The sequence below is a fragment of the Bartonella sp. CL435QHHD genome (genome assembly GCF_042195095.1).
In the GTDB taxonomy this organism is placed as follows: Bacteria; Pseudomonadota; Alphaproteobacteria; order Rhizobiales; family Rhizobiaceae; genus Bartonella.
The window spans coordinates 1-15,580 of the sequence record NZ_JBHINS010000061.1 but is presented as its reverse complement, the minus strand read 5'-3'; the positions used below and the strand labels follow the sequence as shown (position 1 = coordinate 15,580).

The window sequence follows — 15,580 nt, the reverse complement described above, 5'->3', positions numbered from 1 at the left end:
TTGGTGTATCAGTTAAAATACTTTTTAGGAATGATCTTAAGTGTTAAGGGGGAGTACAATATTAAGAGTTCCTCAATAGTATAATGATAGCGGCTTGCACTTTTATTAAGTGTAAAGAGAGTGATGCCCATGTTTATACTTTACGGGGCTTTTACGTTATGTCATTCACGGGTGCCGTTGTGAAATGGAGTTGGGTGCATTGAGAAATGTTTCTCAAAAAAGTGTGCGAATTCATAATATAATGGTATTTTCTATTTTTCATGAAAGGATTTGTTTTGCATGAGGGGGTACTATTAAGAACGTATTAAACAAAATCATGAGTGTAATCTTTATTATTGATAAAATTTCTTGAAAGATAATCACTTTTCTTCAACGTTGAGTGGGAATGGGAATATTAAAATAAATCAAACGTTTTTTATCTTCAGTGAATTAAATTCAGCAAAAGAAGTATTTATTACATAATAATATGAAGCCATTTATTTTTATAAGCGGCGTGTGTAGGAGGGAACATTGCTTCTTTAGAGTGTTTGAAGGGATAAAAAACTGTGAGCTTTAAACTTCTATTGGAAAGAATATAAAAAAGCCCAGAATACTGGGCTTTGCTTTTTTTGTTGAAACCCTTGTTTGTTAACATTAAAGGTTAATGAATATCGTCTCCTTGTAAATACCCTTTTTTGCGAGCATCTGGCATTAAGAGAATTGCGATGAAGGCAATAATCATCATGCCGGTTATATAAAAATAGAAGACAGATTCATATCCAAGATCTTTTAATCCAAGCGCGACATATTCAGCAGAACCGCCAAACAGTGCGTTGGCAATAGCATAAGAGAGCCCAACTCCTATTGCTCGTACTGAAGCGGGAAACATTTCTGATTTTACAATGCCAGAGATAGATGTATAAAAGCTCATAATGCAGAGCATTCCAGTAATGACTGATAAAGCAATCCATATACTATCAGTATTACCAATCATATTAAGTCCAGGAATGGTAAAGATAATAGATAAGACACTCCAAATAAGGAGAGAAGTTCTTGTTCCAATTTTATCTGCGAGAGAACCAAAGAGGGGTTGGAGTAACATGAAAACAAAGAGTGCAGCAGTCATTATAGTTGTGGCTGTATGTTTATCAAAGCCGGTGGTTGTGATCAGATATTTCTGCATGTAAGTCGTATAGGTGTAAAATGTGAGCGATCCTCCAGCGGTAAAGCCGATAACTAGAAAAAAAGCTTTTCGGTGGTTACTCAGAAGTCCCCTAATACTACCAGCTTGTGCACTAGAACGACTTTCTTTGGTCGTTGTCTCATGGAGTGTGCGGCGTAGATAAATCGCAACAATTGCGCCGCATCCACCAATGGCAAATGGAATACGCCAGCCCCACGCTTTTAGCTGATCTTCGGTGAGATAAAGCGCTAAAATGAATATAACGAGACTGGCTAGAAGTTGACCACCAATCAGTGTGGTATATTGGAAAGAGCTAAAAAATCCGCGGCGATTTTTGAGGGCGATTTCGCTCATATAAGTTGCTGTTGTACCATATTCACCGCCGACAGAAAGCCCCTGAAGCATTCTGAGTAAAAGTAAAAGAATTCCTGCTGCCATTCCAATGGTTTCATAGGTAGGAAGTAGGGCAATTAAGAACGAACCACCACACATCATAAAAACAGAGATAAGCATTGAGCGTTTGCGTCCGTAACGATCGGCAATGAAGCCAAAAAGCCATCCGCCGATTGGGCGCATAAGAAAACCAATAGCAAAAACACCCGCCGCTTTTAAAAGTTGCGTAACGTCATTGCCATCTGAGGGAAAGAATTGTGATGCAAAGTAAATGGATGTAAAGGAATAAACATAAAAGTCATACCATTCTACTAGATTACCTGATGCACTGGACACGATAGCCCAGATACGTTTTCTTGTATCATGTGGTTTTAAAGCTTCTTGTTTTTCCATAGTCGATCCCTTTATTTGATGTTTATCCATCTTTGTTCATTTATGTCATTTTCTTAGAAGCTGTCTATAGTATTTTATCTTTTGCATCAAAAATTTAGTCAGATCATGATAATTTCTTGTGTAAGATGTTTTTGGAAAAAGATTTGAATTATGTTTGTACGGATTTTACAGTTTTTATTTTCTATAATGAGAAGAATCGGACATAATAGCCCTATGAAGTCATATCTTGCTCTTTTATCTCATGTTTTAAATCAGGGTATTGATCGGACAGATCGAACGGGTGTTGGCACGCGATCTATCTTTGGGTATCAGATGCGCTTTGATTTACAAGCAGGATTTCCGTTGTTGACAACAAAGAAGCTACACTTACGTTCAATTATTTATGAGCTTTTGTGGTTTCTTAAAGGCGATACAAATATCGCTTGGTTGAAAGAGCATGGTGTGTCGATTTGGGACGAATGGGCTGATGAAAAGGGAAATCTTGGTCCTGTTTATGGTTATCAGTGGCGTTCTTGGCCTGCTCCTGATGGACGCCATATTGATCAAATTAACAATCTTTTAACGATGATTAAGGAAACGCCAGATTCTCGTCGCTTGATTGTATCAGCTTGGAATCCTGCATTAATAGAGGAAATGGCGTTACCTCCGTGTCATTGTCTTTTTCAATTTTACATTGCGGAGGGTAAATTATCTTGTCAACTTTATCAGCGTTCGGCGGATATTTTCTTAGGTATTCCATTCAATATTGCATCCTACGCATTGCTAACGATGATGATTGCGCAAGTAAGCGGTCTTAAAGTAGGCGATTTTATTCATACTCTGGGAGATGCTCATCTTTATTCTAATCATTTTGAACAGGCAAAATATCAATTGTCTCGTATACCAAATGCTTTGCCATGTATGCGCATAAATCCAGCGGTAACAGATCTTTTTTCTTTTCAATTTGAGGATTTTGAGTTGCTTAATTATGAAGCACAACCTCATATTAAAGCGCCGGTAGCAATATGACGATTTCCATTTGTTTAATTGCTGCTGTTGCAGAAAATGGTGTTATCGGTCGTGAAGGTGCAATGCCGTGGCATTTATCGACGGATTTGCAACGCTTTAAAGCTTTGACGTTGCGTAAGCCCATTATTATGGGAAGAAAAACTTGGGATTCTATCGGGAGACCTTTATCAGGGCGTACAAATATCGTCATTACGCGTGATTGTACCTTTTGTGCTGAGGGGGCTGTTGTTGCTCACTCTTTATCGCAAGCTTGTTCTCTTGCAACAAGCGTTGCTTCTCAAAATGATGTAGAGGAAATTTTTATTATTGGTGGTGGTGCAATTTTTCAACAAGGGTTGCATATGGCTGATAAAATATTTCTTACAGAAGTTTTAGCTTCTATAGAAGGTGATAGTTTTTTTCCTGTTTTTGATAAAGAAAAGTGGACTATTGTGCAAACACAAGATATTCCAAAAGGGGATAAAGATAGTCATCCGACACGTTTTGTTGTTTATGAGCGGAAATAATTTTTTGTAATATGAAGTGGAAGGGGTTATCAGTTGTATTGTAATGAGGTAAGAGACACCCTATAAGATCAAGCAAATGGTTGGTGTTCGAGTAGTGGTAATCAGTTAAAGAGGTGATAATGCCCTGGACAAATCAAAATGGTGGTGGCCCGTGGAGTGGCGATAAAAACAGTGGTGACAAAAAAACACCAGCTAAGAATCTCTTTGGTTCTGGTGGCGGTAATGGTGGCGAAAATGGTCCTAATCTTAATGATATTTTGCGCAAAGGGCAGGATCAGTTTAAACAATTCGGGAGAAGCAGTTTTTCTGTTTTATTCCTTCTGCTTATTGTGTTTTTTTGGCTATACCAGTCAATTTATATTGTTCAGCAAAATGAACAAGCGGTAGAGTTGCGCTTTGGCATCCCTAAAGAAGGCATTATTGGTGATGGGTTGCATTTTCATTTTTGGCCAATTGAGACCTATATGAAAGTACCTTTAACGGAAAAAACAATTGCGATTGGTGGGAAGCCTGGTCAGGCGCAACAAAGTGATGGCTTAATGCTTTCAAGTGATCAGAATATCGTTAATGTTAATTTTTCCGTTTACTATCGGATTTCATACCCTAGTCAGTTTTTATTCAATGTGAATGATCAAGAGGGAACAGTTCGCCAAGTTGCTGAGAGTGCAATGCGTGAGGTCATTGGTTCGCGGCCGGTTGATGATGTTTTACGTGACAAGAAAGAAGAAGTTGCTAATGACGTCAGAAAGATTATTCAGTTGACTGTAGATAAATATCAACTTGGTGTTGAAATAAGTCGTGTGTCTATCAGTGAAGCTGCTCCTCCGACAAAGGTTGCTGCTGCGTTTAATTCTGTTCAGCAGGCGGAGCAGGAACGTGGAAGAATGATTGAAGAGGGGAATCGTGTGCGTTTTACGAAAATTGGTTTAGCAAATGGTGAAGCTTCACGCACACGGGAAATCGCAAAAGGTGAAAAGGCACAAATGGTTGAAGAGGCAACAGGGCGTGCTGAACGTTTTCAGGCGATAGCTCGTGAGGCTGCGATTTCACCAGAAGCTGCTCGCTATCGTCTCTATATGGAGACGATGGGGCGGATTCTTTCTTCACCAAATAAGCTGGTTCTTGATCAGGCAAATTCTCCAGCGGTGCCTTATTTACCTTTGAACGAATTGTTGCGTAGCAAGTCATCGGAAAAAGTAAAGGCAACATCAGCGCGTCCTGCGTTACTCTTAGATTCTCGTATTTCTGGAGGAGATTAATTATGCAGCAATCTCGCTTTTTGTTTGTTTTTAGTGCTATAGTGTTTGTTTTGATGATTTTGTGGATGTCCGTATTTATCGTCTATCCTCGTCAACAAGTAGCAATTAAGCGTTTTGGACAAATTGTTCAGGTAGAATCTAATCCTGGAATCTATTTCAAGGCGCCCTTTATCGATAAGATGATCATTGTTGATAATCGGTTATTGCGTTACGATGTTCCTACACAATCTGTACAGGTTCGTGGTGGTGCGTATTATGAGGTGGATGCGTTCTTTATTTACCGTATTACAGATCCTAAGTTGTTTTTACAGCGCATTGCTTCTGGGCGTCCACAAATTGCGGCACGTGAAAACCTTGCACCACGGTTTATTGACGCTTTGCGTGCTGTTTATGGTAAGCGAGAATTTAAAGCAGCCTTATCGGATGAACGAGGCGCGATGATGGCTGAAGTACAGAAGCAGTTTTCTGTAGATGCAGGTTCGTTGGGTATTACCATTGTTGATGTGCGTATTCGTAAAACCGATTTGACTGATGCTGTTTCAGAAGATGTCTATCGGCAAATGGCAGCTGAACGTGAAGCTGCTGCGGAAAATATCCGTGCTCGTGGTCAACAAGAGCGAGATCGTATTGTAGCAGAAGCTAATCGTGAATATGAAGAAATTGTAGCAGCGGCAAAGCGTGATGCTGAAATTACTCGTGGTGAAGGTCAGGCTGAAAGTATTCGTCTTTTATTGAATGCGAGGGAGGCTAATCCGTCTTTTTACGATTTTTGGTTGGCGATGGAACAATACAAGAATTTAGAGAAAACACCGATGGTGATTTCTCCAAATGAGGATTTCTTTTTCTATTTTCGTAATCCGCCGCAGGCAAATAAAGCATTCTTACCGACAATGAATACTGGCATTAGTAAAACTGATCCAAAATCGGGAGAGAATAGATAAAATAATGGATTGCAGATACGAGATTTTGCATGAAAAGAATGATCTGTGACCATTTTCTTTTATGGTAAAAGTGGTAGAGAGTATCGAGCCGTGCTGGTTTTATGTAGATAAATTTAGTGGGGCTCTTTGCATCTTTGATTAAAGGCATGTCATGGATAGAAGTGTCGTGAGTAAAAATACGTTTTTAAAGTTTTTTATCACAAGAGTTGTTTTTTGTGTGACTTTGTTTCTATCAGGGTCAGGTTTGTCTTGGGGAGCAGAGACAAGCGAGGCATTGCTTTCTATTCCTGATTTAGCTTCTGAGCTTTTGGAAACAGTTGTGAATATTTCCACGGCACAGACTGTTGAAGGAACAGAACAGGATGAAAATACCTCGGTACCCGTTATCCCAAAAGATTCATTGCTGGAGGAATATTTTAGTGATTTTTTTACACCCAAGGATGCTCAAAAAGATAGTCAATTTCAAAAGGTGCGTTCTTTAGGGTCTGGTTTTGTGATTGATGCGCAAAAGGGGATTATTGTTACAAATTATCATGTTATTGTTGATGCTGATGATATTGAAGTTAATTTTACGGATGGTACAAAACTAAAGGCAAAGCTTCTTGGAAAGGATAGCAAAACTGATTTGGCGTTGCTTCAAGTCGATGCAGGAAGTAAAAAATTAAAAGCTGTGCGTTTTGGTGACTCAGAAAAAGCACGTATTGGTGACTGGGTTATGGCTATTGGTAATCCTTATGGTTTTGGTGGAAGTGTGACGGTTGGTATTATTTCTGCGCGTAACCGTGATCTTAATGCTGGTCCCTATGATAATTTTATTCAAACAGATGCAGCAATTAATCGGGGCAATTCTGGTGGTCCGTTATTTGATAGAAATGGTGAAGTCATTGGCATTAATACAGCAATTGTTTCACCTTCGGGAGGATCTATCGGTATTGGATTTGCTATTCCATCGGATATGGCTCTTTCTGTTATTAATCAATTGCGTGATTTTGGAGAAATAAGACGTGGTTGGTTGGCTATTCGTATTCAGCCGGTAACAGAGGATATTGCAAAAAGTTTAAAATTGGACAATGCTGTGGGAGCATTGGTGGCTGGTAAAATAGAACAGACGGAAGAAAATAATGTAGATAATAGCCAGTTACAAACTGGAGATGTTATTCTTTCTTTTGGTAATTCCAAAATTAAGCATGCACGTGATTTGCCGCGTTTAGTTGCAGAAAGTTCAGAAGGAAAGGTGGTGGATGTTACTGTTTTACGGAATGGGCAAGAAGAAACAGTAAAAGTTAAGCTTGGACGTTTGATTGAAACAGATCCAAATGAAGATACAGAAGAAGAAGTTGATGATAAAAAAAATCAAGATCTGTCGAAAAACGTGACAATGCAATTTATGGGAATGACGTTATCTGAACTGACGGAGGATTTGCGTCATCGTTATTCAATTTCAGATAAACTTCGAGGACTAGTGGTGACATCTGTTGCACAAAATAGTGCAGCGGATAAAAAGCGTATTCGCGTTGGTGAAGTGATTGTTGATATCAATCAGAGTTCTATCACAACAATTGATGAGGCTAAAAAACGTATTCATAAATTACGTGAAGCTGGACGCAAAAATGCTCTATTTATTGTAGCGCGTCCAGATGGAGAGTTACGGTTCGTAACGCTCCTAATGGATTGATCCTTAAAAATTATTTTTTGTTTTTTATCAGCCTTAGTATATGGGATATTTTGCAAGCTAGGCATGTGATGTCCAATATTTCTCAAATTCATTTCACGATAGAGAGCATGGGGTGTGCAATATAAAATTCATTGGGCAGCTCTATTTTTGCGTTAAATAAAAGTACAAGTTGCTACCATCATAGATTTGCTAGATTTACAACTTTGCAACAGCTTAGGCTTTAAAATAGTGCATAAGAGATCTATGTTTTGTATTTAAGTCAATTATTATTATAAATAATGTTGTATCTAGTGAGAATTTTAGCACTTTGTGATTGTATTTTGTGTGCTATAGAGAACGTTTTTTCACTTCAGTTTGAAAAAAGCTCTCTCAGAGAAAAATCATATTAGACTAAATTAGTTATATATATATTTACACCTTTCTTGGTGATGGATGAAAAAATAGTTATAAAAAAAGAGCGTGAAGAAGACAATTTCTGAATCTCCTATTATAAATCAGAGTAGCATGCTGTTTTTATAGGAAAAAATAAAGCTGTTTGATTGTATAGGTTAAGCTCAGTATTATTTTCATAAATGATGACAAAGAGTATGTTTTTAATGGCCTAAACGGACAAAATTATTATAGCTGTGGTTTGTTATTGAATTATGATAGCAAAAAATGCTTGGAAATTCCTTTGGTGTTGTTCTTAAGTCTATTTTTTCTTTTTTATAAGTTTCATAAGGGGCTTTGTCTTAAGGGGAATTTGTGTTCGTATTTTTGTTTGAAGTATTTACTCTATGATAATGGAGAGAAGATAGTGGCTTTGGGGGTGTCTGTATGTTGCAATAAGTTATTGATTGGGAGAAATTGCTATTTATGGCACAAAGAACAATTACATTGATAGCAGGGCCAACGGCAAGTGGGAAGTCAGAACTTGCCTTGCAAATGGCTCAAGAAAAGAATGCTCTCATTATTAATACTGATTCAATGCAGGTTTATGATGTTTTAAATATTTTAACGGCACGGCCGGGGGAGGCTGACACCGCGATTGTTCCCCATTATCTTTATGGTCATGTGAGTCCTACTTTGAACTATTCAGTAGGGCAATGGTTGTGTGATGTCGAGGAGCTATTGGCTACTTTTTCTTTAAGATCAGTTATTTTTGTTGGTGGAACAGGACTTTATTTTCGTGCTCTTTTAGAGGGGATTTCGGAAGTCCCTCATGTTCCAGATGTTGTGCGGCAGAAGTGGCGTTTGCTGCTTGATAAAGAGGGACCTGAAAGTCTTTATCGCCAGTTGTTGCAGATTGATGCTGTTGTTGCTGAAAAAATTTCTTCGCATGATAGACAGCGTATTGTCCGTGCTTTGGAAGTTTATGATGCAACCGGTAAGACGCTCAGTTGGTGGCAGAAACAAAAAACAACACCTCTCATTGCGCCGAATTTGACCGAAAAAATTCTTCTCATGCCACCACGTCCTTTGCTTTATGAACGTATTCATAAACGCTTGGATTCTATGATTGAAAGAGGAGCTTTAGAAGAAGTGGTGGCTATGAAAAAACTTAAACTTTCCCCTTCATTACCAGCAATGAAGGCTATTGGTATACCTGAGTTTATGGCTTATTTGGATGGATATAGAAGCTTTGAGAGTGCTCTTGAAGCGGTGAAAATACAAACGAGGAGATATGCAAAAAGACAAATGACATGGTTTCGTAATCAATTTGATGAAGAATGGATGCTTACTTTTTGATAAAAGAGCTGGAGCCTTGCAAAGAAATTTTCGAAAGATAAAAGATAATTCGTAAAAAAGAAATTTTTTAGAAAATATAATTTTTTATTGACGAATGGTATCAATGGAATTAGAAATCTGTCTACAAGGAATTTTTTATATATTTTATACGTTGGAATAATGGGGGGTAATCATACAGTATGTGTTGTGTAATGGGCTCCTTTGGGGGCTTTTTTTATGGGCTCCGTTAGGGGCTTTTTTATTGTCCTATAAAGTAGGTGAGTGGGAAAAATGAGAAATGATCCAAGAAAGCAAGAGAGTGCAGATGGAAAAATAATGTCGGGCGCTGAAATAGTGGTTCAGGCTCTTATAGATCAAGGCGTTGAACATATTTTTGGTTATCCTGGTGGGGCTGTTTTGCCTATTTTTGATGTTCTTTATCACCAAGATACACTCCAGCATATTTTGGTGCGCCATGAACAAGCCGCAGGGCATGCGGCTGAAGGCTATGCACGCAGCACAGGGAAGGTAGGGGTTATGCTTGTGACTTCTGGTCCAGGGGCAACGAATGCTGTGACACCTTTGCAAGATGCTCTTATGGATTCGATACCTCTTGTTTGTTTTTCTGGGCAGGTGTCAACAACGGTGATTGGAACAAATGCTTTTCAAGAGGCTGATACAGTTGGAATTACAAAGCCTTGTACGAAGCGTAATTGGCTGGTTAAAAATGTCAATGATCTTGCGGCTATTATTCATGAAGCTTTTGCTCTTGCTCAATCAGGTCGTCCTGGGCCGGTTTTGATTGATATTCCTAAGGATGTTCAATTTGCTTCAGGACTTTATAGAGCACCTCAAGTTCAGGAGTCTTTACATTCTTTTCCATCGTTGAAAGGGAATATTAAGGCTATTGAATCTGCCGTTTCTCTTTTAGTTGAGGCAAAACGCCCTATTATTTATTCTGGTGGTGGTGTTATTTCATCGGGGATGAAAGCTATACAGCTTTTACGTAATTTGGTTCAATTGGGGGATTTTCCGATTACTTCAACATTAATGGGACTTGGTGCTTATCCTGCTTCCGGTAAAAATTGGCTTGGAATGCTTGGAATGCATGGAACCTATGAGGCTAATATGGCCATGCATGATTGTGATGTCATGTTAGCTGTTGGAGCACGATTTGATGATCGTATCACGGGGCGCCTTGATGCATTTGCACCTCATGCGCGTATTATTCATATTGATATTGATCCTTCTTCCATCAATAAAATTGTAAAAGCAGAAGTTCCAATTATTGGTGATGTGGCTTGTGTTTTAGGAGATATGACGCAACTCTTAAAAATACAGCAACCAGCGTTTAACAGTGAAGTCCGTGAGGCGTGGTGGACGCAAATTAACCGTTGGAAAGCTCGTAATTCATTGGCATATGCGGAGAAAAAAGATGTCATTATGCCGCAATATGCTCTTGAACGGCTGTATGCCCTTACCAAAGATGCGAACGCTTATATTACAACGGATGTCGGACAGCATCAGATGTGGGCAGCACAGTATTATCATTTTGATGAACCAAAACATTGGATGACTTCTGGTGGTCTTGGAACGATGGGGTATGGTCTTCCGGCCGCTATCGGTGTTCAAATAGCACATCCTGATGCGCTTGTTGTGTGTATTTCTGGTGATGCCTCCATTCAGATGAATATTCAAGAGCTTGCAACAGCTATTCAGCATGACACACCTGTAAAAATTTTCATTTTAAATAATCAGTATATGGGGATGGTTCGCCAGTGGCAGCAATTGCTGCATGGTAATCGTCTTTCTCATTCTTATACGGAATCTATGCCTGACTTTGTGAAATTGGCACAAGCTTATGGAGCCGTGGGAATTCATTGTTCAAAACCCGATGAACTTGATGATAAAATTCAGCAGATGATTGACTGTGATAAGCCTGTTCTTTTTGATTGTCGTGTTTATCATTTAGAAAACTGTTTTCCTATGATCCCATCGGGATGTGCTCATAATGAGATGTTATTACCCGATGAGGCAAGCGAAGAAGCTATTGCAAATGCTATTTCTTCCGAGGGAAAGATTCTTGTATAAAATTAATATGTTAACAAAATGGTGAAGGATAGTGATGATGAAGTCTTTGGAGTCCTCATCTCTGTCTCTTTCTTTGTGGAGAGTTCCTATTATCCTTAGAGCTCATTTTATGATTTTCATTCTTTGTTTAAAGACATGGGGTGTATTATTATTTGTTCATCTAAAAAATGTTATAAGTCGTGTGCACAATTATGTTTGAATTTATTTGTACGCGATGTTTGTTTTTTTAATTCATATGTTCACATTAATAGCTATTTCGTTGCATTTTTTAGATAATACATTGAATTATCTGTTATAAATTAATTATGTTGTCTCATATATGAAAGATTCCATCGTGCAAGAAAAAAATCCACTATGCTTGAAGGGGGCAACCATGCAAACCGTCATACTTGTGAAAACAATAGAAAAGTTTGTCACTATGTTTTGGTTTCGCATTATGAAATTACTCCAAATCGCTTTTTCAAGGGCTTGATAGGGGAATCCCCCTAGCGGCTTGAAGGAAGGGCAAAAATAACAAAGATCAAATGCAGCCATAGAAAATCAATTGGCCACCATAGCTTATAATTAGGTAGTAACCTCACCTGATTATGCGGGAGAAACCTATACATATGAGATGTATCATCAATATATAAATCAGAATAATACTCAACATCATATCATTATCAGGATATTAACATTGAAAATTAAATACTCTTTCTTTTATTTGTTCTATATATCTATAATTCCATAAATCTGCAGACACAAACACTCTTTGAATCCACCGCATTGGATTTTCATAACTATCAAATGATCCAAAAAACTTATCTCTAGAGTGTAGAGCCATTCTATTATCAATGTATAATAATCTTCCTTAGTGGTACATCAATTCCAAAAGATACAGCCTTAATAGCTTCATAAAAATGATCTAAAGCTTCCTTGGCTTTTTTGACTGTGGTTCTAACATGCCAGGATAAAAAACAGCGCTGATATCAGGGAATTCACTGTCCCTGTGAACTAGGGGCACTTTACTTGTAGAGGTTACCCCATTTTTTCTCCATCTATAGGGAACATTAATTATATATAAATTATCCCTTAAGCTCCTCAAATCCTCCTCACTTAAAAATTTTAAAGCTAGACGTGCATCAGACTATTCTCGTTAACGGGCCATCAACATCATTGCGAACACCAGATAAAAGTATCCCCTTTAAGAGATAAATTTAAACCCGTTATAAATTTTAGTGCAGCATTTTCTGTATGAAAATCTAACTCAACTTCAGATCCTAATTCTGTATAATCTTTTTTATTATCCTCTAAAGGAAGCAGGTTATTTACTATATGTTCGCCTTCAAACTTAATTGAATAAGGCTCTCCGATCACTACAGAAAACATCATAATTAAATTTTCGCTAATATAGCCACTTTTACAAGACGCATCTAAATTATAAGGATTAGGTGACGTATTAATTTGTCTATCAACAGGAAGGTTTTTAAAGATTAAATATGGTCTAGGGGTAATAGACCCCTTTTTGTTCATAAGAATTGTCAATATTCTATGTGGTAGCAGCGAAAATGCTATTTTTTTAGCTCAACCGAATATTCAATACCACCGTATGGATACTCAATAATAATTAAGTCAATAAGTTATATTAATAGTGAGGGTTTTATTCGCTATTGATTCTATTACGTTTTTTTGCCTCTATTCCTCATCTTTTTGAAGTTTTTTTATAGCTTCAAGAGCGAGTTTTTTACGGTCTGCGCTCTTTGTGTAAAGAGATGACATGGCGTCATCTGTCCAGCCAATATGTGTCGTGCAAATTTGATAGGCTAGCGATATAAGATAAATTTTACAAACATTGGCTCAGCCGGCATTAAGCGCTCTTTATAAAAGACGCTATATTTTGGCAAGCTTTTTCAAAATAATTCTCAAAGCTTTCTTCAGTCACATAGCCCAGATGCGGTGTGCAAAGAACTCTATCTGATTGCAATAATTTGCTCTCATATACTGGCTCGCTGTCATAAACATCCAGTGCAAAGTAAGTTGAATTTTCCAAACTTAGTATTTTTTCTATCGCCCCTTTTTCAACCAAAGCTGAACGCGCTGTGTTGACAAAAATAGCATGAGGTTTCATGCTCAATAGATCATCTAATTTTATGATTTCTCTGGTTTTATCGCTTAAACGTAAATGGACGGATATAATGTCAGGACGTGTAAAAAATTCATCTTTTGAATGCGTAAAATGATAACCTAAATTTTTTGCTTCTTGCGTTGAACGCTCGCTCCCATAAACCAAAATGGACATGCCAAAAGCTTGAGCATATTGAGCAACCATTTTACCAATACGGCCAAACCCGAATATTCCAAGAGTAGCCCCTTTCATTTGGTTGCCAAATGTTGTTTGCCATCGTCCTTTTTTTATATCAGATACAGATTTACAGAGTTTTCTACGCGCAGACATAATTAAGAGCCACGCAAATTCAGCAGCAGAAGTTGGATCTCCACCACCGTCTAATATTTCAATTCCTAAGTCTCTACAAGTTTCTATATCAATATGTGAACCTATAGGGCCTGTTTGGCAGATTAATTTTAAATTTGGCAGTTTCAGGAGAAGATTTCTATCAACTATAGTCCGCTCTCTGATTAAGATAAGAATATCTATCTCTTTGAGCTTATCTTCTAAATCACATTCTTTAGCTAAATTATTTATAACCAGCACTTCATGCAATTTCATTAATTTTGTAATAGACTGTAATGTTAGGGTGGCTTTTTGATAGTCATCTGGAATTAATATTTTCAATTTAAACCTTCCGTTTCATTCATCAATATTTGAGCTCATTATTTCATTGTTATTTCTAGCAACGGTAACAAATAATAATTAAATCAAAAAGTTATATTTGTAGTAAGGGATTAGGTGCTTATTGATTCTATTATGTTTTTTTATCTCTATCCCTAACTTTTTTGGAGCTTTTGTATCGATTCAAGGGAGAGTTTTTTGCGATCTGCGCTCTTGGTATAAAGAGATGCCATACTGTCATTTGTCCAGCCAAAGAGTGCTTTGAGTTGTGATACTGTTGCACCAGAGTTAGCTGCGCGTGTTGCTGCTAATTTTCTTAAGCCATGCGCTGATTTTTTGATACCTGCTTGGGTACAAGCATTATAAAATGTAATTCCGAAGCTTTTTTTTGGTATTTTTTTCCCGCGTTTACCACAAATGAATGTTTCTTCTCCAATAGGACCAACTTCAAGCGTTTTGGCTAATTCTGGCAAAATTGGGAGAAAGACATCTGTTTTAAATTGGCTCTTTTCTGTTTTGATGTGAATGATATTATCTTTGACGTCTTTCCAGCCAATGCGGACCGCATCACCACGACGCAGACCCGTATATAAAAGAACATCAATCCAAACGCGTTCATGGGTACCATGTGACCAGCGTTGGTAATATTTTTCAACATCTTCTTCTGTCCAAACGGGAAAGCCCTCTTTATTTTTAAGAGGAGGTCTTGTGATACCTAAAGTAGGGTTGCTTTCCAAAAGTCCTTGTTCAATTGCCCATTTAAAAAGCCCATTTAGGGATTGTAGAAAGTCTCTAGCCATTGCTGGTGTTTCTTTGCGCCGTTCAACACCGGCTATGATATGTTTCTTTTCGATTGCTTGGTATGAAATGTGACCTATAGTATCGCACACTTTCATAAGAGTGTATTCTCTTTGTTTCTTTGTGGCTTTAGCGAGGTTATGCCAATTGGAGCTATTAAAATACTGTTTAAGGAGCCATGCGAATGAACCTTCGACTAGCTTACCAGTTTTTGATTTAGGAAGTATAAGCCCTTGTAACTCGGCAAGTGCGCTTTTGTAGTTATCAACAAACTCTTGCGTTCCATAGGTGCCGCGTATTCTAATACGTGGTCCATGACCAATACGTACATACCATATAATTTTACCATGACGTGTGACTTCTTTGACAAGATGAGGAGGACGTGGTTTTGGCATGGTATTTTACATCTTAGAGAGTGCGGTTTCGTAATATTCATTCTTTGACAAATCTAAAAGTTTGTCTGGGTGGTTAACTGAATTTGGTAGTGGAATATCGGATTTAAGATAGATAAGCAGTTCCCCTGTAGGTTTGATTTCTACGAGTTCACAACCTTGTTTTTTAGCTTCTCTTAAAGCGCGTGCAATGGCTGGTTGCGTTATAGCAGCTGGACGAGGCGCCATATCTTTTCTCCTTACATTGAGATGCAATTCACGTGTGGCGTGAATCACGTATTACTTGAAAGTGTTAAGAAGGGTGGGGGTGCTCGTAGATATGCGGGGAACAAAACACCCCCATAAGGTTAAGCAGCTTTTGTTGAGAGTTGTTGTATCTCTCGTTCTATCTCTGCTAAAAAGGTTTCAACAGCTTGATTGATCTGTTCAATTTGTTGATCATCACGGAGAATACGCTTGACTTTCATGCGTAAGTGAAAGAATTC

Annotated in this window: 12 protein-coding genes and 2 pseudogenes; 7 read left to right on the top strand and 7 right to left on the bottom strand. The window is 38.0% G+C overall.

Annotated features, from left to right (window positions below):
• Nucleotides 1–640: 640 nt before the first annotated feature.
• Entirely contained in the window at nt 641–1,948 is a 1,308-nt protein-coding gene (locus tag ACFILH_RS03870) for an MFS family transporter (protein ID WP_375667411.1), read from the bottom strand.
• Nucleotides 1,949–2,161: 213 nt separating this feature from the next.
• Here ACFILH_RS03870 and ACFILH_RS03865 point away from each other — a divergent pair, with 213 nt between their 5' ends.
• From ACFILH_RS03865 to ACFILH_RS03835, 7 genes are all read left to right on the top strand, one after another.
• Nucleotides 2,162–2,956, top strand: a complete 795-nt coding sequence (locus ACFILH_RS03865; RefSeq protein WP_273790824.1) for a thymidylate synthase — start codon at nt 2,162–2,164, stop codon at nt 2,954–2,956.
• Complete coding sequence (locus ACFILH_RS03860; protein ID WP_273790757.1) at nt 2,953–3,462, top strand: dihydrofolate reductase; 510 nt, start codon at nt 2,953–2,955, stop codon at nt 3,460–3,462. The genes ACFILH_RS03865 and ACFILH_RS03860 overlap by 4 nt, the downstream gene beginning before the upstream one ends.
• 119 nt (nt 3,463–3,581) lie before the next feature.
• Complete coding sequence (hflK, locus tag ACFILH_RS03855; protein ID WP_273790756.1) at nt 3,582–4,721, top strand: FtsH protease activity modulator HflK; 1,140 nt, start codon at nt 3,582–3,584, stop codon at nt 4,719–4,721.
• Nucleotides 4,722–4,723: 2 nt separating this feature from the next.
• Nucleotides 4,724–5,662: a protease modulator HflC gene (hflC, locus tag ACFILH_RS03850; RefSeq protein ID WP_273790755.1), complete on the top strand. Its 939-nt coding sequence runs from the start codon at nt 4,724–4,726 to the stop codon at nt 5,660–5,662.
• Between the two features lie 151 nt (nt 5,663–5,813).
• Nucleotides 5,814–7,337, top strand: a complete 1,524-nt coding sequence (locus tag ACFILH_RS03845) for a Do family serine endopeptidase (protein ID WP_273790754.1) — start codon at nt 5,814–5,816, stop codon at nt 7,335–7,337.
• A gap of 855 nt (nt 7,338–8,192) precedes the next feature.
• The gene (miaA, locus tag ACFILH_RS03840) at nt 8,193–9,065 is read left to right on the top strand and encodes a tRNA (adenosine(37)-N6)-dimethylallyltransferase MiaA (protein WP_273790753.1); all 873 of its coding nucleotides are present in this window, start codon (nt 8,193–8,195) and stop codon (nt 9,063–9,065) included.
• A gap of 270 nt (nt 9,066–9,335) precedes the next feature.
• Complete coding sequence (locus ACFILH_RS03835) at nt 9,336–11,135, top strand: acetolactate synthase 3 large subunit (RefSeq protein WP_375664791.1); 1,800 nt, start codon at nt 9,336–9,338, stop codon at nt 11,133–11,135.
• Nucleotides 11,136–12,287: 1,152 nt separating this feature from the next.
• On the opposite strand, the gene ACFILH_RS03830 is transcribed toward ACFILH_RS03835, so the two are convergent.
• The 6 genes and pseudogenes from ACFILH_RS03830 to ACFILH_RS03805 all read right to left on the bottom strand — a co-directional run.
• Entirely contained in the window at nt 12,288–12,647 is a 360-nt protein-coding gene (locus ACFILH_RS03830) for a hypothetical protein (protein WP_375658202.1), read from the bottom strand.
• Between the two features lie 162 nt (nt 12,648–12,809).
• Nucleotides 12,810–12,911 (bottom strand): annotated as a pseudogene (locus ACFILH_RS03825) (integrase); the annotation flags it as partial.
• A gap of 70 nt (nt 12,912–12,981) precedes the next feature.
• Nucleotides 12,982–13,908: a D-2-hydroxyacid dehydrogenase family protein gene (locus tag ACFILH_RS03820; RefSeq protein WP_375667409.1), complete on the bottom strand. Its 927-nt coding sequence runs from the start codon at nt 13,906–13,908 to the stop codon at nt 12,982–12,984.
• Between the two features lie 152 nt (nt 13,909–14,060).
• Nucleotides 14,061–15,098, bottom strand: a complete 1,038-nt coding sequence (locus ACFILH_RS03815) for a tyrosine-type recombinase/integrase (protein ID WP_375631159.1) — start codon at nt 15,096–15,098, stop codon at nt 14,061–14,063.
• Nucleotides 15,099–15,104: 6 nt separating this feature from the next.
• A complete protein-coding gene (locus ACFILH_RS03810) occupies nt 15,105–15,323 on the bottom strand; it encodes a hypothetical protein (protein WP_273791657.1) in 219 nt (72 codons plus the stop codon).
• Between the two features lie 119 nt (nt 15,324–15,442).
• A pseudogene (locus ACFILH_RS03805) lies at nt 15,443–15,580 on the bottom strand (exonuclease); the annotation flags it as partial.